This window comes from Humidesulfovibrio idahonensis (assembly GCF_054657715.1).
Genome location: NZ_BAAHYE010000002.1, coordinates 916,248 through 934,582 on the forward strand (window position 1 = coordinate 916,248; position 18,335 = coordinate 934,582).

Annotated in this window: 13 protein-coding genes; 6 read left to right on the plus strand and 7 right to left on the minus strand. The window is 63.3% G+C overall.

Translation table 11 applies throughout. The annotated features are described in order from the left end of the window. Positions 1 to 58: 58 nt before the first annotated feature. On the minus strand, positions 59 to 1,090 hold the full coding sequence (locus ACYQ4W_RS04585; RefSeq protein ID WP_459853375.1) for an energy-coupling factor ABC transporter permease: 1,032 nt from the start codon (positions 1,088 to 1,090) through the stop codon (positions 59 to 61). Between the two features lie 125 nt (positions 1,091 to 1,215). Next, a complete protein-coding gene (locus ACYQ4W_RS04590; RefSeq protein ID WP_459853377.1) occupies positions 1,216 to 2,328 on the minus strand; it encodes a tRNA nucleotidyltransferase in 1,113 nt (370 codons plus the stop codon). A 100-nt stretch (positions 2,329 to 2,428) separates the two neighbouring features. On the opposite strand from ACYQ4W_RS04590, the gene ACYQ4W_RS04595 reads away from it, so the two are divergent. The 4 genes from ACYQ4W_RS04595 (at position 2,429) to ACYQ4W_RS04610 (ending at position 11,873) form a co-directional block, all read left to right on the plus strand. Beyond that, on the plus strand, positions 2,429 to 3,310 hold the full coding sequence (locus ACYQ4W_RS04595; RefSeq protein WP_459853380.1) for a biotin--[acetyl-CoA-carboxylase] ligase: 882 nt from the start codon (positions 2,429 to 2,431) through the stop codon (positions 3,308 to 3,310). Positions 3,311 to 3,368: 58 nt separating this feature from the next. Continuing rightward, positions 3,369 to 7,073, plus strand: a complete 3,705-nt coding sequence (locus ACYQ4W_RS04600; protein ID WP_459853383.1) for a pyruvate carboxylase — start codon at positions 3,369 to 3,371, stop codon at positions 7,071 to 7,073. Between the two features lie 357 nt (positions 7,074 to 7,430). Further along, positions 7,431 to 11,027: a PEP/pyruvate-binding domain-containing protein gene (locus ACYQ4W_RS04605; RefSeq protein WP_459853386.1), complete on the plus strand. Its 3,597-nt coding sequence runs from the start codon at positions 7,431 to 7,433 to the stop codon at positions 11,025 to 11,027. 81 nt (positions 11,028 to 11,108) lie between these two features. Continuing rightward, positions 11,109 to 11,873 carry a DsbA family protein gene (locus tag ACYQ4W_RS04610; protein WP_459853388.1) on the plus strand — a complete coding sequence of 255 codons (765 nt, stop codon included), beginning with the start codon at positions 11,109 to 11,111 and terminating at the stop codon, positions 11,871 to 11,873. A 21-nt stretch (positions 11,874 to 11,894) separates the two neighbouring features. Here the strand turns inward: ACYQ4W_RS04610 and ACYQ4W_RS04615 are convergent, their stop codons facing one another. From ACYQ4W_RS04615 to ACYQ4W_RS04625, 3 genes are all read right to left on the minus strand, one after another. Beyond that, entirely contained in the window at positions 11,895 to 12,254 is a 360-nt protein-coding gene (locus ACYQ4W_RS04615) for a PilZ domain-containing protein (RefSeq protein WP_459853391.1), read from the minus strand. Between the two features lie 93 nt (positions 12,255 to 12,347). After that, positions 12,348 to 13,226: a DMT family transporter gene (locus tag ACYQ4W_RS04620; protein WP_459853393.1), complete on the minus strand. Its 879-nt coding sequence runs from the start codon at positions 13,224 to 13,226 to the stop codon at positions 12,348 to 12,350. A gap of 62 nt (positions 13,227 to 13,288) precedes the next feature. Further along, positions 13,289 to 14,701, minus strand: a complete 1,413-nt coding sequence (locus ACYQ4W_RS04625) for a DUF4139 domain-containing protein (protein ID WP_459853395.1) — start codon at positions 14,699 to 14,701, stop codon at positions 13,289 to 13,291. Positions 14,702 to 14,978: 277 nt separating this feature from the next. Here ACYQ4W_RS04625 and motA point away from each other — a divergent pair, with 277 nt between their 5' ends. After that, on the plus strand, positions 14,979 to 15,836 hold the full coding sequence (motA, locus tag ACYQ4W_RS04630; RefSeq protein WP_459853397.1) for a flagellar motor stator protein MotA: 858 nt from the start codon (positions 14,979 to 14,981) through the stop codon (positions 15,834 to 15,836). Then, a complete protein-coding gene (locus ACYQ4W_RS04635; protein WP_459853400.1) occupies positions 15,823 to 16,596 on the plus strand; it encodes an OmpA/MotB family protein in 774 nt (257 codons plus the stop codon). Before motA ends, ACYQ4W_RS04635 begins: the two co-directional genes overlap by 14 nt. Before the next feature lie 85 nt (positions 16,597 to 16,681). Here the strand turns inward: ACYQ4W_RS04635 and ACYQ4W_RS04640 are convergent, their stop codons facing one another. Then, positions 16,682 to 17,665, minus strand: a complete 984-nt coding sequence (locus ACYQ4W_RS04640; RefSeq protein WP_459853402.1) for an alpha/beta hydrolase — start codon at positions 17,663 to 17,665, stop codon at positions 16,682 to 16,684. Positions 17,666 to 17,820: 155 nt separating this feature from the next. Further along, positions 17,821 to 18,279 (minus strand): YaiI/YqxD family protein, encoded by a 459-nt coding sequence (locus tag ACYQ4W_RS04645; protein WP_459853405.1) that lies wholly within the window; start codon positions 18,277 to 18,279, stop codon positions 17,821 to 17,823. Between the last annotated feature and the right edge of the window lie 56 nt (positions 18,280 to 18,335).

The window sequence follows — 18,335 nt, forward strand, 5'->3', positions numbered from 1 at the left end:
ACGAAAGGGGCAGGGTTGTCCCCTGCCCACGCTTCGTCTGTTGCGTCAAACGCGTTGCCTATGCCTTGGCGTGGAACCGGCGCACGGCCAGTCCGATGAGCCCGGCCAGGCAAAGGGTCATGAATCCGCCAAGCACGCCGGACAGGCTTCTGCCCGCCTCCACGTTGGGCCAGGGTTCCGGAGCCTTCTTGCCCTCGTCGGCCTTGGGTTCCTCAGCGGCCTTGAAAGTATAGTCGGGCAGAAAGGCGACGCTTTTCTGCAAGGCGTCCAGGGTGCCGTGGATTCCGGTCTCGGGCGCGGCAAGTTCCTCCTTGCCGGAGACCTTGGCCGTGGACCATTCGAGACCGTCGGGATCCTGGGAGGCGAACCAGCTCAGCCCGCCGCCCACAAGAAGGGCCGCCAGGGCGAGTCCCACCACCAGCGGGCGCAGCGGGCGGGGCTGTTCCGGTTTGGCGGCGCCGAAAAGCTCGGGCCGCGCCTTGTGCAAAAAGGCCAGCAGCAGCGCCGTGGCGATGCCTTCGACCAGGCCGATGCCCAGGTGGATGGGCTGCATGAGCAGCACGAAGGAGCCGAAGGGCAGGTCGCTGATGCCGGAGGAGACTGTTTCGAGCACGACGCCGAAGGCGCCCATCTGCAGGCCGATGGTGGCCGCGATGATGGCGGCGAGCATGAGCTTGCCGCGGCTGGGGTTCACCCCGGTCAGGGGCTTGTAGATCAGCGGGTAGGCCACATAGCAGGTGAAGAAGCCCATGTTGATGATGTTGCAGCCCATGGCCAGCAGGCCGCCATCGGCGAAGAAGAAGCCCTGCACGGCCAGCACCGAGGCCAGGGTGAGGAAGGCGGCGTGGGGCCCAAGCAGCGCGGACAGGATGAGCCCGCCGCCCAGGTGCCCGCTTGAGCCGGTGCCGGGAATGCTGAAGTTGATCATCTGCGCGGCGAAAATAAAGGCGCCGAGCACGCCCATGAGCGGTATGCGGCTGTCGTCCTGTGAGTTTTTGAGCTTGTTGGACGAATAGGCGAGCAGGGCCGCTGTCGCGGTCCACATGACACCGCCGACGGCGGGGGAGATAAGGGCATCTGCCATGTGCATTGGGGGACCTCCAGGGGGTGCGGTTGCGTTGCTGGATTTTATGCACACGATTCTGATGCGCGTCAACAAAAAAATGACATCAATCTGGTAATCGTGTTACCAAGACGGCAACGCGGGCGGATGCGTCACACGTGCCCTGCCTTGTGGAGTGCTTGGATTCTCAAGGCGCGCAATGCTTCGCCGGACTTCTCGCCCAGATTTTGGGCCTCCGGCGGCAGCGTCACCGCAAGGATGGCGGCCAGGTCCGCGCGCATAAGTTCGCCGTGATCGCGGTTCTTGTCCGCCTGGACCAGGCGGAACATCTCGCGCAGGACGCCCCGGCTTTTGAGCCGTGTCAGCAGGTCCACACGGGTGGAGGCCTTGAGTTCCGGGTAATTGCCGGCCACCATGTGCCAGCGTGCGGCGTCGGCCCCGGCGTGGATGAGGCGCATGGGCAGGCGCAGGCGGGTGCCCAGCGCTTGGGCCGCGGCTTCGCCCCGCAGGTCGTGGCCGATGTGCCGGGGTAGAATTTCAGCCGGTGTCAGAACCTTGCCCAGGTCGTGGCACAGGCCCATCCATACGCTCATGGGATCGCCCGCCAGGCGGTCCATGACCCGCGCCGTGTGCTCCAACACGCTCGCGTCATGGTATTTGGGCGGGCCAGCGGCAATGCCGGAGGCTCCGTCCAGCTCCGCCAGCCAGGGCAGCAGGCAGCCGGCCTGGTCCAGCACGCGCAGAAATTCGCCGGGGCGGGGCGCGCTCATGGCCTTCTGCACTTCCTGGCCCACGCGCTCCGCATAGGGCGTGACGAGCTTGCCGGAAGCGCACACGGCGCGCATGTCCGCGAAGAGGTCTTCATGGGGGGCGAAGCCGGGCAGCTCGGCCAAAAAACGGGCCGCGCGCAGCACGCGCAAGGGGTCCTCCGGCAGCGACGCGGGCGAGGCCGGGCGCAACACCTTGCTTTGCAGATCATCCAGGGCCTGCGGGTGGCAAAAGAGTTTGCCGTCCGTGTCCAGGGCCAGGGCGTTGATGGTGAAGTCGCGGAGGGTCAAGTCGCCCTCAAGGGTGGCGGCCCTGGGGAAGCTGTATTCCTGGTGGTCCAGTATGAACACGGGGAAGGTCTTGCCCACGGCCTTGGCCGTGGGGTGCGCGAGCAGGAAATCCTCGACAGCGGCGTCCAGCACAAGGTAATCCCTGTCCCGCACGGGCAGCCCCAGCAGGATGTTTCGCACGGCTCCGCCAACGAGTAGAATGCGCATGACTCTGCTTAGCAGGACCCGCGCCTGATGAAAAGCCGCTTTCGCATCGAGGATGAGCATGCCGTATAATATAATGATACCCGCCGCCGGACTGCCGGACTTGGCCGAGCCGCTTTCGCCCGAGGAATTGCGTGGCGCGCATCCTTTGTGGGCGGCGGATGTGGAGGCCCTTGGCCCCTGGAGCCTGGACGATGCATGTGGCGGCACGTTGGCCGAACTCGGCCCCGTGTGGCGCCCGACCGGAAACGGGCCTGAGGCTGCGGCGCCGGCGCTGGTGCTGTGCGGCCCTTGCGCCTCCACCATGGACGTGGCGCGGTGGCTGGTGGAGCGCAGCGCGCTGGGCCCCTGGGGCAGCGTGCTCACCCCCGCGCAACACTCCGGGCGCGGGCAGCTGCGCCGGGCCTGGGCCTCGCATCCGGGCAACGTTCTGGCCACGCTGGCGTGCCCCCTGGAAGACGGACGCTGGAACGATCTGCGGCCTTTGGTCATGGGCTACCTCTTTGCAGAGGCGCTCAGCGGGCTTGGCGAGGCCGTGCACGTGAAGTGGCCGAACGATCTTCTGTGTAATGACCGGAAAGTGGCGGGGATTCTGGTGGAGGAGCGCGTCGGCTGCGTTCTTGCGGGAATTGGCCTCAACCTGGCCTCCGCGCCCGGTCCGGAAGAATTGCGCCCTGACCACAAAGTTGCCGCCGGCAAATTTCGCCCGTCTAACTGCGCACTTGGCCCGCTCGGCCTGTGGCGCGCCCTTGTAAACCGGTTGGAAAGGAGTTATGCCACGCTCCTTGAGACCTTTTCTCCCGATGAATTCTTGACGATTTTCCGTTCCAGGCTGGCCTGGAAGGGGAGGCGTGTCCTTGTACAGGAAGGCGCAGGCGTCCAGTACGAGGCGATCGTCAGAGGCATATCGGAAGAAGGGGGGCTAGTTCTGGACCACGCCGGCCGGGAGGTCGTCCTCCTGGCGGGCGACGTGATCCCGGTGTGAGCGGGGCTGGTCCGGACGGCGAAAGTATCGCAACCGCACAAGGGGGACCGATTTGGCCATGAGACCGAAGTCGTTCGAGCAGGTTCTGCAGGAAGTTAAGGGCAAGCCGATTCTGGTTGCCAACCGTGGCATTCCGGCCAGGCGCATCTGTCGCTCCATCACTGAAATGTTTCAGGCCGTGGCGGTAATGACCGCCACTGACGTGGACAAGACCTCGCCCGCCACTACCGGCGCCCACGAGCTGCTTCTGCTGGGTGAAGACCCGCGCGCCTATCTCGAACTGGACCGCATCATCAAGATGGCCAAGGATCGCGGCATCGTCGCCATCCATCCGGGCTGGGGCTTCGGCTCCGAGGACGACTCCTTCCCGCGCAAGTGCGAAGAAGCCGGCATAATTTTCATCGGCCCCAACCAGGGCCCCATGCGCCTTTTGGGCAACAAGGTGGCCGTGCGCAAGCTGGCCGAGGAGATAGGCGTGCCCGTGGTGCCCGGCTCCCCGGAGGCCGTCAGCATCCCCGAGGCGCGCAAGATCGCCAAGGAGATCGGCTTCCCCATCATGCTCAAGGCCGAGGGCGGCGGCGGTGGCCGCGGCATTTATGAAGTCTACGAGGACGCCCAGCTCGAAAGCGCCTTCTCCAAGGCCTCGGCCCTGGCCAAGGCCAGCTTCGGCAACCCGCGCCTGTACGTGGAAAAGCTGCTCACCAGCGTGCGCCACATCGAATTCCAGACCGTGGCCGACATGTACGGCAACGTGTTCGTGTTCGACGAGCGCGACTGCACCGTGCAGCGCAACCACCAGAAGCTTGTGGAGATCACTCCCTCGCCCTGGCCCAAGTTCACCCCGGAGCTGCGCAAAGAGCTCAAGGGCTACGCCGAGAAGCTCATCAAGGCCGTGGGCTACCACTCGCTGGCCACTGTCGAGTTCTTGGTGGACAAGGACGGCCGTCCGTACCTCATCGAGGTGAACACCCGTTTGCAGGTGGAGCACGGCATCACCGAATGCCGCTACGGCATCGACCTTGTCGAGGAGCAGATCGCCATCTCCTTCGGCTCCAAGCTGCGCCTGAACGAGCAGAACACCAAGCCCTACCTGCATGCCATGCAGGTGCGCGTGAACTGCGAGGACCCGCAGGACGACTTCTCGCCCAACGCCGGGCTCATCACCAGCTACGTCTCTCCCGGCGGCCAGGGCGTGCGCATCGACTCCTGCATCTGCGCGGGCTACCGCTTCCCCTCGCGCTACGACTCCGCGGCCGCGCTTCTTATCACCTACGGCAACTCGTGGGACAAGACGGTCATGCTCATGCGCCGGGCCCTGCGCGAGTATAAGATCAGCGGGCTCAAGACGACCATCAACTTCCACCGCGAGGTGATGAAGCACCCCGACTTCGTCGCCAGCGACTACGACACCAACTTTGTGCGCCTGCACAAAGACGAGCTCATGGCCTACACGGACCAGGAGCCGGAACCTGTCCGGCTGGCGCGCCTTGTGGCCGAGATCAGCGCGCGTGGCTACAATCCCTTCGTCTCGCTGGGCGAGTACCGTGGCCGGGCCGACAAGCGCCTGGGCCGCTTCCAGTTGGTGAAGGCTCCGGACGCCACGGACGCCGGCTTTGAACCGCGCTTCAACCGCTCCATGAAGCGCGACGCCATCCTGGACGCCCTGCGCACGGACCGCGCCAGCGGCATCGTGCACTTCAGCGACACCACCACGCGCGACATCACGCAGTCCAACAGCGGCAACCGTTTCCGCCTGGCCGAGGACCGCATCGTCGGCCCTTGGCTGGACAAGTGCGGCTTCTTCTCGCTGGAGAACGGCGGCGGCGCGCACTTCCACGTGGCCATGCTGGCCAACATGACCTACCCCTTCACCGAAGCGAAGGAATGGAACCTGTTTGCGCCCAACACGCTCAAGCAGATCCTCATCCGCTCCACCAACGTGCTGGGATACAAGCCGCAGCCCAAGAACCTCATGCGCCTCACGGGCGAGATGATCTGCGAGCACTACGAAGTCATCCGCTGCTTCGACTTCCTGAACCACACCGAGAACATGCGCCCCTTCGCCGAAGTGGTGCTGCACTCGGACAAGCACATCTTCGAGCCCGCGCTCTCCATGTCCTGGGCCAAGGGCTTCGACGTGCCGCACTACCTGGGCGTCACCGAGAGCATCATCGACATGTGCGCCGATGTCATGGGCGTGAGCAAGAAGGCCGCCTCCCGCTCCATCATCCTGGGGCTGAAGGACATGGGCGGCGTGTGCCCGCCCCGGTTCATGCGCGAGCTCATCAGCGCCCTGGTCAAAAAGTATCCGGATCTGGTCATCCACAGCCACCGGCACTACACCGACGGCCTGTTCGTGCCCACCATGGGCGAGGCGGCCAAGGCCGGCGCGCATATCGTCGATGTCGCCATCGGCTCCAGCGTGCGCTGGTACGGCCAGGGCGACGTGCTGGCCACAGCGGCCTACATTGAAGACGAAATGGGCCTCAAGACCCTGCTCGACAAGGAAATGATCCGCAGCACCAACTTCACGCTGAAGCAGATCATGCCCTACTACGACAAATACTGCTCGCCCTACTTCCAGGGCATCGACCACGACGTGGTGCGCCACGGCATGCCCGGCGGCGCCACCTCGTCCTCGCAGGAAGGGGCCATGAAGCAGGGCTACATCCACCTGCTGCCCTACATGCTCAAGTTCCTGTCCGGCACCCGCAAGATAGTGCGCTACCACGACGTGACGCCGGGCTCGCAGATCACCTGGAACACCTCGTTCCTGGCCGTCACCGGCGCGTACAAGCGCGGCGGCGAGCGCGAGGTGCGCCGCATGCTGAACGTGCTCGACATCGTGAACCTGGCGCCCGAGGGAGAGCTGACCGAGCTTGAGCGCGACGCCCGGCTCGACCTCTACCGCGACAGCAACGACGCCTTCCGCAACCTGCTGCTCGGTAAATACGGCCGCCTGCCGCTGGGCTTCCCGCCGGACTGGGTCTACCAGAGCGCCTTCGGGTCGGACTGGAAGGTCGCCATCCAGAGCCGCACCGAGGTTTCGCCCCTGGAGACCTTGCCGGACATGGACCTCAAGGCCGAAGCCTCCATCCTCGACGCCCGTTTGGGCCGCAAGGCCACGGACGAGGAGTTCGTGCTCTACCTGAACCACCCGGGCGACGCGCTGAAGACCATCGAGTTCTGCGAAACGTACGGCGACGCCAACAACCTGCCGCTCGACGTCTGGTTCGAGGGCTTGGAGAAGGGCGAGACCCTGCTGTTTGAAAGCCGCTGCGGCAAGCCGCACGTCATGCGCATCACCGACATCAGCGACGTGGACGACCAGGGCTGCATCTCCGTGCGCTACTCGGTGGACTCCGAGACCATGACCCACAAGGTCAAGGTGCGCGATGCCGCCGGTGCCGACCGCGACGCCCTGGAAATGGCCGACGCGAAGAATCCGTATCATATCGCATCGCCCTCCAACGGCGACCTCTGGGTCATGCACGTGCGCGCGGGCGACATGGTGAAAAAGGGCGAGGAGATCTGCAACATCTCCATCATGAAGCAGGAAAAGAGCGTTTACGCCCAGGAAGCGGGCGTGGTGAAGCGCGTGCTGAAGAGCGCCAACTACCAGGAAGACAAGATCATGGTTCCCGTGAAGGAAGGCGAATTGCTTGTGGAGCTTGGCCCCGCGCAGAAGGGTTGCCCCACCTGCAAGGCCGCCCTGGCAAGCGAGGACTTCCGCTTCTGCCCGGTGTGCGGACAGAAGATTTAGCTTAGGTTCATGCTGCGGTGGTTGTATTGTTGTAGATACAAATAACTGCACGCCGCCTTGGTTTTATCGGCGGCCAGGAGAATGTTGGGCATTCGTCTTCAGCGCACGGCATGGCCTGTGGTGATGAAAAGGCCCGCTCCTGGCCGCTTTGCTGTTTTATTGCGGTATTGTTGTATGTGCAATTGACGAAATGGCGGCAAACGGGGTATCTTCATAAAGACGGCTGTTAATCGGCGCGTTCCGCTCCAGCAGGCATGGATAAGCCATGGGTGAGCCGGGCGCGCTCGTGTCATATCCTGAAGGTCCCTCAATCGACGCAAAGGGCCGGCCGCAAGCAGCGGCGCCCAGGAGGAGAGCATGGCCAAAGTCCAGAAGGAACAGACCTCCAAAGCGGCCGGCGCTGCCGCGGAGGCGAAACCCAAGGCCGCCAACGTGGCCGAGCTGACCAAGAAGATCGTTCTGAACGGTGCGGACATCGTGGCCATCGGCCCCGACGCCGAGCTGCTCGTGGGCGGCAAGAACTACAATACCGCCATCATCAGCCAGGTGCCCGGCATCCGCGCCCCGCAATTCAGAGCCATCTCCTCCATCGCTTTCCATAAACTGCTCGACGAAACCAAGGTCAACGCCGCTCTCGTGCGCTCCATCGTGGACAAGGAATACACCTCCACGGACTGGAACGACGACGAGATCAACCGGGACCCCGAGTTCCTGCGCAAATTCACCCGCCGCATCGCCAAGCGCATCACCGCCGAGTCCGCAAAGAACTCCGGCACCAATATCAAGCTCAGAACTTTCGTGAACAACGTCGTCGAGGGCTTCGCCACCAGCCCCGAGGGCATCGACCAGCTGCGCAAGCGCTCCGTGCTGGTGCAGGCGGCCATTTTGTCCGTCATTCCTCCCCAGGAAGTGGCCGACGCCGTGCGCAGCGCCTATCTCGGCATCTGCGGCGAGGCCGGGCTTGAAAACGAGCCCGTGGCCGTGCGTTCCTCCGCCGCGGGCGAGGACAGCCGCAAAAAGGCCTTTGCCGGCCTGCAGGACACCTACCTGAACATCGTGGGCGAAGACCGCTGCGTGGAGGCCTACCACTGGGACTGCGCCAGCGCCTACAACCTGCGCAGCATGACCTACCGCCGCGAGGCCATCCTCGACGCCGTGAGCAAGGCCGAGGAGACCGGCGACGACGCCATCGCCGAGAACGCCAAGAAGGAATGGGCCATCGAGAACACCTCGCTCTCGGTGTGCATCATGCGCATGATCAACCCGCTCATCTCCGGCACGGCCTTCAGCGCCGACACGAGCACCGGCTGCCGCGGCACCGACCGCAACGACCTGGTGTCCATCGACGCCAGCTACGGCCTGGGCGAAGCCGTCGTGGGCGGCATGGTCACCCCGGACAAGTTCTATGTGTTCCAGCGCGACGACGGCTCCGAAGTCGTTGTGCGCTTCATGGGCAACAAAGATAAGAAGATCGTTTACGACGAAGAGCTCGGCGGCACCAAAGACGTCACCGTGGACGAGAACGAGGTTTTCCGCTGGGCGCTCTCCCTGGCCCAGGCCGAGGAAGTGGCGCGCGGCGTGCGCAACATCTCCAAGGCCTACGGCGGCATGATCATGGACACGGAGTTCTGCATCGACTCCGCCGACCGTCTGTGGTTTGTGCAGGCCCGGCCCGAGACCCGCTGGAACGAGGACTTCGACAAGCACCCGAACACCATCTTCATGCGCCGCAAAGAGGTCGACCCCAAGGCCCTCAACGACGCAGAGCTCATCATGGAGGGCAATGGCGCCTCCCGCGGGGCCGGCCAGGGCACGGTCAAGTACCTGCGCTCCGCCCTTGAGCTGAACAAGGTCAACAAGGGCGACATTCTCGCGGCAGAGCGCACCGACCCGGACATGGTGCCGGGCATGCGCATCGCCAGCGCCATTCTGGCCGATGTGGGCGGCGACACCAGCCACGCGGCCATCACCTCCCGCGAGCTGGGCATCCCGGCCGTCATCGGCCTGCAGCACCTGGAGATCATCCGTTCCCTCGACGGCCAGGAAATCACCGTGGACGGCTCGCGCGGGCGCGTGTACCGGGGCAAGCTGCCCCTGGTGGACGTGGGCGGCGAGATCGACGTGGCGGCGCTTCCGGCCACCAAGCTCAAGGTCGGCCTCATCCTGGCCGACATCGGGCAGTCGCTGTTCCTTTCCCGCCTGCGCCGTGTGCCCGACTTTGAAGTGGGCCTTTTGCGCGCCGAGTTCATGCTCGGCAACATCAGCGTGCATCCGCTGGCCCTGGAGGCCTTTGACCGCGGCGTGCTGGGCGCGCTGGTCGATGCCAAACTGCGCGAGCTGGACAGCCGCCTGTCCAAGGTCATGAAGGAGCAGCTGGCCACCGGGCTTATCAACCTGCGCCTCAAGCTGCGCGAATACGTGGGCATCATCACCGGTCTGGGCAAGGAGCTGGCCTCCCTGTCCGAGCGCGAGGGCACCAAGGGCACGGACGAGGTGCTGGCCATCCACCGCCGCCTGCGCGAACTGGACAAGAAGCTCGACGAGCACATCGGCTTCGCCACGGAGCGCCTGGAGTCCCTCAAGACCTCGGTCTCCCTCAAGAAGCACATCGCGGTCATCATGGGCTTCACCGATGTCCTCGACGGCACGTGCGAGAACTACGCCGAGGCCCAGAAGCTGAAGCAGGACCACGAGCGCGAGATCGACAAGATCGCCGCCCGCGTGAAGGACGACCCCGAAGTGGTGGACGTGCTGTCGCGCATCGCCGCCCTGCGCGAGGAAGTGGCCCTCAAGATGGGCCTCAAGAGCGAGATGGACGAGGTGCGCACCCTGCCCGAGCGCATCCGCAAGCTGCTCGAGTCGCGCGGCTTCCGCACCGGCAAGGAGCATTACATCCAGACCCTGGCCCAGGGCTTGGCCTTGTTCGCCATGGCCTTCTACGGCAAGAACATCGTCTACCGCACCACGGACTTCAAGTCGAACGAGTACCGCAACCTGCTCGGCGGTTTGCTGTTCGAGAGCCACGAAGACAACCCGATGCTGGGCTACCGCGGCGTTTCCCGCAACATCCACGACTGGGAGCTGGAAGCCTTCAAGCTCGCCCGCGGCATCTTTGGCGGCAAGAACCTGCATATCATGCTGCCCTTTGTGCGCACCCTGGAAGAAGCGCGCAGCATGAAGCGCTACCTGAAGCAGGTGCACAACATCGAGTCCGGCAAGGACGGCATGAAGGTCATCCTCATGTCCGAGATTCCGAGCAATGCCATTCTGTGCAAGGAATTCATCAAGGAAGTCGACGGCTTCTCAATCGGCTCCAACGACATGACCCAGATGGTGCTGGCCACGGACCGCGACAACTCGCGCCTGCAGCACATCTATGACGAAGAAGACCCCGCCGTCATCTGGGCCATCCTGGTCAGCATCTTCGCCGGGCAGAAGTACTGCAAGAAGGTGGGCTTCTGCGGCCAGGGCGTGTCCAACAGCGAGATTCTGCGCGGCCTTGTGGCCATCGCCGGCATCGACTCCGCCTCCGTGGTCCCCGACACCTACCGCAAGACCAAGATCCAGGTGGCCGAGGTCGAGGCGCTGAACATCCCGGTGTCGCAGCTGGGCGAGTGGCTGCGCGAGCAGCACTTCAGCCGTCTGGAGATCCTGCTGGAGGAGAACGGCTACGGCCATATCCTCAAGCGCTACAAGACGGCCGAGGACTTGATGGAGTGGTACGAGGGCGAGCTGGACCGCTTCAGCGAGCAGCTGCGCGAGAACATCGAGAACCCCAAGGAAGCCTTCTACCGTCAGGAAATGGAGCGTTTCCGCGCCATCTTCCACAAGCCGGTGATCTACTCCAGCTGGGATTGGACCTTCACGGTGGAAGACGCCATGCACCACGCTGGTTTCGCCACCTACGAGGAGCAGGCCGAGGCTTTGGCCGTGAAGCGGAGCATGAAGTGGTAAGAGGGCGACGCGCCCTTGTGTTTTGACCCAACGCGGCGGCTCGGATTTCGGGCCGCCGCTTTTTTTCACCAAGGAGACCCCATGCGCAAGATCGCCCTGTGCCTTGTGACGCTTCTTCTTCTCAGCGCCTGCGCGCCAGCCGTGACCCGCGACCAGGTGGCGCAAGTGCTGCGCGACAATCCGCAACTGGTGTTCGACGCCCTGAAGCGCGACAAGTCGCAGCTCGTCGATGTGCTGGATGCCGCGGTGCAGGAGCGCGAGGCTCAGGAGCGCAAGGACAGCCTTGTGCAAGGCTTGGCCAATCCCTTGAAGCCCGAGCTTGCGGCAGGCCGGCCGTTTCTTGGCGCGGCGAACGCCCCGGTCACCATTGTCGAGTATTCCGACTTTCTCTGCGGCTATTGCGCCCAGGGGGCCGGCACCATGCAGGAGCTTCTGCGTCGCCACCCCGGCCAGATCCGGCTGTTTTACAAGCATTTCCCGGCGCGCCCGGGTTCCCTTGAACCGGCGGTGATGTTCGAGGCCCTGGCCATGCAGGACCAGGCTGTGGCGTGGAAGTTCGGCGAGCTGGCCTTCGCCAATCAGCAGGCCCTGGCCGATGGCTCCGGCAAGGGCGTGGCCGCGCTTTTGGCCAGCGCCGCCGCGGGCGCCAAGATCGACCAGGCGCGGCTCAAGAAGGACATGGAAAGCCCGGCCGTGCGCGCGCGCATCGAGGCCGACGTGGCCGAGGCCAAGCGCTTCGGTGTCGAGGGCACGCCGACCTTTGTGGTGAACGGGGTGCTGGTGCGCGGAGCGCTGCCCATTGGGGAGTTTGAGGACTTGCTGGGGCTGGTGGCGCCGAAGAAGTAGCCGCTGCGGCGCGGCGGGGCGCTAATCGAAGGCCGGGTGCTTCAGCTCCGCGTCGATCTGGTCGGCATCGGGCGCGTTGTAGCGCACCAGGTTGCGCAGGTGGTAGAAGCTCTGCTCGTCCATGGGCAGGAAGTCTATGGCGACGCCTGTGCTGTCGCTGCGGATGACCTTGCACTCGATCTCGATGACCGCGTCTTGCGAGAGCGTGATGCGCACAACGCCTGTTGCGCCGGTTTTGACGTTGGCCTCGGGCACGGCAAGAAGCCCCTTGAGGCTGATGTTGCAGATGAGCAGCTGCACCGCCGGTGCGCCGCCGGGGGTGAAGCTGGCGGCGAGGTGCATGTCGACCCTGCTGCGGCGGCGGCGGTTCGCGTCCATCATTCCCCTCCTTGCGTTTGGCCCGGCGACAAAACCGCGCCGACCGTTGCATGCCTTCGCTAGTCACATACGCTATGGCTGTTCTTCTGGAAATCGTCAAGTGCGGCGGGCGCGCAGCACGTGCATGTTCGGCAGCAGTATGCCTGCGAGAATAAGCGCCATGCCCCCCACCTGAATGGCCACGACGTCTTCGCCCAGGAGCAGGGCGGAGGCCAGCACCGTGGTGATGGGCTCGAGGGTGGAGCAGATGGAGGCGCGCGCGCTGCCGATGAGCTCGACCGAGCGGTAGAGCAGGGTCACGGCCAGCGCGGTGGGAATGATCCCCAGGGCCAGGGTGAGCAGCTTGGCCGAGGTGTCCAACTGTAGAAAACCTGTGGGCGGGCTCATGACCGTATAGACGAGGGCTGCGGCAAGGACGCAATAAAAGGAGATGGTGCGCGGGTTTTCTCCGCGCAGCAGCACCTCCAGGCAGATGAGATAGAACGAGAAGATGAGCATGGAGCCCGTGGCCAAGGCCAAGCCGGTTTGGCTTATGCTGCGCAGGAAGGCGTCATAGAAGACCAGCCCGCAGCCCGCCACCAAAAGCGACAGCGACAGGGCCACGATGCGGTCCAGCCGGGTTTTGAAGAACAGGGCCGAGAGCAGCGTCACCGCCACGGGGTAGAAGTAGAGGATGAGTGAGGTCGTGGCCGCCGGGATGTACTTGAGCGAGGCCATGAAGGACATGCTCTGCACGGGGTAGAGCACGATGCCCAGGAACCCGGCCTTGAGAAGGGTCTTGGGCTTGGCGCGCAGCACCTGCCTGTCCATGATGGCGAAGTAGAGCAGCAGCAGCACCGCGCCGAAGCCGAAGCGGTATTGCAGGATCTCGCCCGTGGCGAAACCCTTGGCATAGGCCAGCTTGCCCAGCACGGCCAGCATTCCGAAGCACACGGCCGAAGCGACGGCGCACAATATCCCTGCAAGCGAACCCACAAAACCTCCACTTTAGAGCGTGGCCAGTGGGCTACGCCAAGCGAATCGAAGATGCAAGGGAGCTAGCGCTCCGTGCTGAAGGTGTACTTGAGCACAAAGGGTTCTCCGTCTCCGGTCGGGGGCACGTTGACCTCGAATTCCAGCGCCCCGGCTGAGACCTTTGTCCACTTCTGCGAGGCGCTCTCCACCTTCCACTTGCCGGGAATCTGCTCCTGCAGCGTGACGCGCTGGGCCTCCTTCTTCGCATTGGTGATGTGCAGCTCCCAGGTGACGCGGTAGCTGTTCTTTCCTGTCTTTTCATACTCGGTCATCACGCGTTCCACGTTGACGTCGAACACTTTGCCCAGGCGCACGCTCACAGGCGCGCCCACGGGGATGTGGCTCCACGATTCGGTGCCCAGGGCATAGCGGGCGCCGTTGTCCTCCTGCACGGCGCGCACAGTGCCCTTGGGCAGGGCCAGGCCTAAACCCGAGGCCTCCGTGTTCCGAAAAGAGAGCGTGACCTCCAGGGTCTGTTTGATGGGCTCGGTGGGCTGGCTGTAGGGCAGGGCCTGCGCCGTGCCGAGCAGTTTGCGGGTCAGCGGCACTGTGGCGGACTTGAAAAGCTCCACCCGGCGCGACTGGTTGTCGGCCAGGCTCACGGGACGCTTCAGGTGGTAGATGTGGTACTCGAACAAGGCATCGCCCATGGTTGATTCTTCAATTTCATTGCCGGCCTTGAAGGCGGCCCTGGCCATGACCGGGCTGGCCAAAAACATGGTGTCTCTCTGCGTGGTGACGCCGCTGTTGGGATCGCCGGCCAAGAGGGCCACAGCGGCATTGTCGTAGTCCTTGCCGGATTTGTTGGTGAGGGTGACCCAGCCGGAGAGCAGGCCGCTTGTTGCATTCTTGTTGATGCTCAGCACATAGTCCATGCTCCAGCCCACTTCGCGGGCCATGTACGAGAGATCGACCTTTTGCCGGGCCGGGCCGGAGTTCAGGAACTCCAGCGTCACCTGAGGGTGCGCGGTCAGCGCCGCGGGGACGGCAGGATAAAGGACGGCATCGACCGGGCCGGCATAAACCTGCCCATCGACGAGAAACAGGGCGGGCTCCTGCGCGCTGAGCACCGTGGCCGTTTTTTGCATTCTGCCGTCTCGGGTTTTGCCGTCCGGAACGATGATGGTGACCTGCTTGCCAAGGTAGGCATTCAGCAGGCTGCCGGAGTTCAGAATCCCGTCGGTCAGGGAGATGCCTTGAATGGCGAGGGCGCCGGGCGAGACGGCACGCACCTGCAGGGTGTTGGCGAGCAGGCTGCTGGGAAGATTCGGCAGCGCAACGGTTCCCGCGCCGCTCGGCAGGGTCAGGGCGCGCACTTCGTTCACCAGGGCTTGGCCGTTCTGCTGCACAACCATGTGAATGGAATCTCTTTCCACAGCCCAGACTTTGGTGGGCAGAAGGGAAATGGCCAAAAGTACGAACGCGAGGATCTTCATGTCGGCCTCCAGCTACGAATTTGCGCCAGTCGTCGTCCACGCTTTGCGAACTACCAGCTTTGGTAGCGATGTCGAGCCTTTCAACTGAGTATTAGAGATTGTCATGACTTTATCTAACAAAAAGGATTACAAGATATTTTTAGAATTGCAAATGAAGACTTTACAAAGGGGCGTATCTTGATTCAATAATATTTTCGGCAGTAAGGGCCACCGTAGGCGAAACGGGCCGGAGTTGGGAATACGCAATTTCCCGGAGCCCTCAGGAGATAAGTATTTTATGTTTGCGATCATCGGCGTCTTTGTGGTTCTCGGCTGCGTCATCGGCGGCTTCCTGATTGAAGGCGGCCCCATCGGCGTTTTGGTGCAGCCCGTTGAACTGCTCATCATTGGTGGAGCGGCTGCCGGGTCGTTTTTTATCGCCTCGCCGAAAAGCGTCATCTTTGGAACCGTGAAAAAGGCGCTCAAGGTTTTCACAGCCTCCGAGGCCAGCAAGCAGACGTATCTAGACATTTTGAGCGTTCTCTACACGCTTATGAACATGGCCCGGCGCGATGGCATCGTCTCCATTGAGCAGCATGTGAATAAACCTGATGGAAGCGCTGTTTTTACAAAATATCCCGCTATCTTGAAGAACCATGAAGTGCTCGATTTCATCTGCGACAACTTCAAGGTGCTTCTTGCCGGCAATATCGAGCCCTACCAGTTCGAGTCGGTCATGGACATCGACATGGCCGCCTCGCACAAGCACGAGGCCAACACCCCTGCAGCCATCAACAAAGTGGCCGACTCTCTGCCCGGCCTGGGCATCGTGGCCGCCGTTCTCGGCATCGTGCTCACCATGGGCAAGATCAACGAGCCCCCCGAGGTGCTGGGCCACAGCATCGGCGCGGCCCTCGTCGGCACCTTCCTGGGCATTCTCATGTGTTACGGCTTTGCCGGCCCCATGGCCCAGAATCTTGAGTATCAGGTGAAAGAGACCCACACCATGCTTGAGGTCGTGAAGGCCGGGCTTGTGGGCTTCGCCAGCGGCTTTCCTCCCATGCTCGCGGTAGAGGCGGCGCGCCGCGCCGTTTCGGGCCCGGTCCGACCCAGCTTTGAAGAGCTGGAAGGAGCCTTGAAGGGTGGCCAAAAGTAAGGGCGGCAGCACCATCATCATCAAGAAGGTGGTGGACGGAGGACACGGGGCGCACCACGGCGGCAGCTGGAAAGTGGCCTATGCCGACTTCGTCACCGCCATGATGGCGTTTTTCCTGCTCATGTGGCTCATTGCCGCGCTCAAGCCGCAGCAAAAGGAATCCCTCGCCATCGTCTTCAAGGACTCCCGGCATGATTCCAAGGGAGACATGAAGCAGGCCGTCAGCACCTTCATCCCCAAGGACGCCAAGGTCGGCGTGGCCGACATGGATCTTTCCCAGCCCGACCGCGTGAAGTACGAAGTGGCCATGATGGTGAAGGAGCTGCTGGCGCAGGAGAAGGAGCTGCAAGCCAACTCGGGCCTCAGCTCAGATAATGCGGGCGTGCTCATGCAGGTGAACAACTCCGTGATGTTTGCCCCCAACTCCGCTGTGCTCAAGCCCGGCGCCGCGAAAATCCTCGACGGCGTGACCAACATCCTGCTGACCCAGAAGGTCAGCTTGGTCATACGCGGCCATACGGACGACACGGAGACCGGCAACGGCCTCTACCCCTCGAAGTGGGAGCTTTCGGCCGCGCGCGCCGCGGCCGCGCTGCGCTATGTGTTGGCCAAGGGCAACGGCGCCATCGCCGCCACGCGCCTGCGCGCAGCGGGCTACGCGGACAGCCGCCCCCTGGTGCCGGTCATCAACGACGAGAACCGCGCCGTGAACCGCCGCGTGGAGTTCTACTACCACAGCCCGGAGACCGAGACCTGGTAGCCACGGCGTTTCTTTGACCCGCAAGCGGCGGGAAACAAAAAAGGCACCCTTTCGAGTGCCTTTTTTTGTTGCTGGGTGGAAGCCGCTAGCAGTTGCGGAAGTTCAGGTCCACAACCAGATTCCGGTGTTCGTCGTGCCCCTGCACGCGGCCTTTTTTCAAGGCGTCGTACATGTGCAAAAACACCTTGCCCGGTTCGCCCTTTTCGTCGGTGAGGTAATAGGTATGCCCGTTGGGGCGGTCGTACTTGTTGTTCACGTCGTCGCAGTCGATGGTGTAGACGTTCTTGGGTGTCAGGTGGGCATGCTCCGGGCCGGTGTGGCCCAGACGGCGCGAGGCGGAATCAGCCCCCAGGGGGCCGACGCTGCCGGCGCCGAGGGTGCGGTCGTCCGCGGCGTAGTAGACCAGCACGTTGCGCGCGCAGTGGCACACATAGCGACCGTCGCGGTCAGTCTCCAGCGATTCGTTGAACACGTCCGCGGCGACCATGAACACGTTGCGCAGCATGAGCGGCACCTGGCCCTTGCGGTGGTAGCTGGCCCAGCAGGAGAGGGTTTGCCGCAGCACCCTGTTGCCCATGGAATGGGCCAGAACGTTCAAGCGCTTCAGGCAGGGAGCGTCGCTCGCCTTCACCGATTCGCGCCAGACCAGGAATTTTTCAAAGGCGCGGGCAAAGGCCACGCCGCTGGCCTCGGCCGAGATCTGATCCTCGTGGAAATCCTTCATGGGACTGTGGCCGTTGTCGCAGGGCCAAATGACGGGCACCACATCCACAAGGCCTCTGTCCTGGTCGTCAAAGAGCTTTTGGAGCTTCTCGGCCGTGGGGAAAATCTGTTCCTCCGGCAGTTGCGCGGAGTCATGCACGTAGAAAAGAACTTGCCGTGCCACGGACTTGCGCATGGCCTTCATGAAATTGTCGCTGCCAAGTTCGACGTAGGCCTTCTTGGCGTCGTCGCGCCAGCAGAAGAACACGGACTGGCCGGCTTCGTTGTTGTCCAGATCGAAACTGACCTTGCGCATGTCCGCGGACTTGTTTCCTTCAGCAAAGGCCCTGTTGGTGAGAAAAAACATGCATGGCTCCTTTGGCACGGTATAGGATGTCATTTCACCGTTTTCAGGCCATATCCTCAAGACTTGCGCTTGTCCAGTAGGTTGGAAACATTATGTGTTCCGCAGCGAAGACTTGGCCGATCGGTGTGTCGTCCGGTATGGCATAGCGGCCGACGTCAACTCGGTCCCCTGGCCTGCGCGGTGAGAAAGCGGTCGAGCTGGTTGGCGAAGGCGTTGCGGTCGGCCAGGCTCAGGGGAGCGGGGCCGCCGGTCACCACACCTGTGCTGCGCAGCTCGTCCAGCATGTTGCGCGTGGTGAGCCGCGCGCCGATGTTCTCCTCCGTGTAGAGCTCGCCGCGGGGATTGAGGCCCGTGCCGCCGCGCTCGATGACCTTGGCCGCGAGGGGGATGTCCGCCGTGACGACCAGATCGCCGGCCTGAACCAACTCCGCGATGGCGTCGTCCACGACATCGAACCCCTGTCCGACGCGCATGGCGGCGATGTGTGGAGAGGCTGGCAAGTTGAGGTATTTGTTGGCGACAAAAGTCGTGTCGAGCTTGCGTTTCATGGCGGCGCGCAGCAGGATTTCTTTGATGAAGTTCGGGCAGGCGTCGGCATCGACCCAGATATGCATTGTGGCTCCTCGGTTATGCCGGTGATCAAGCGCGCTGTGCTGCCGGGGCGGTGGCG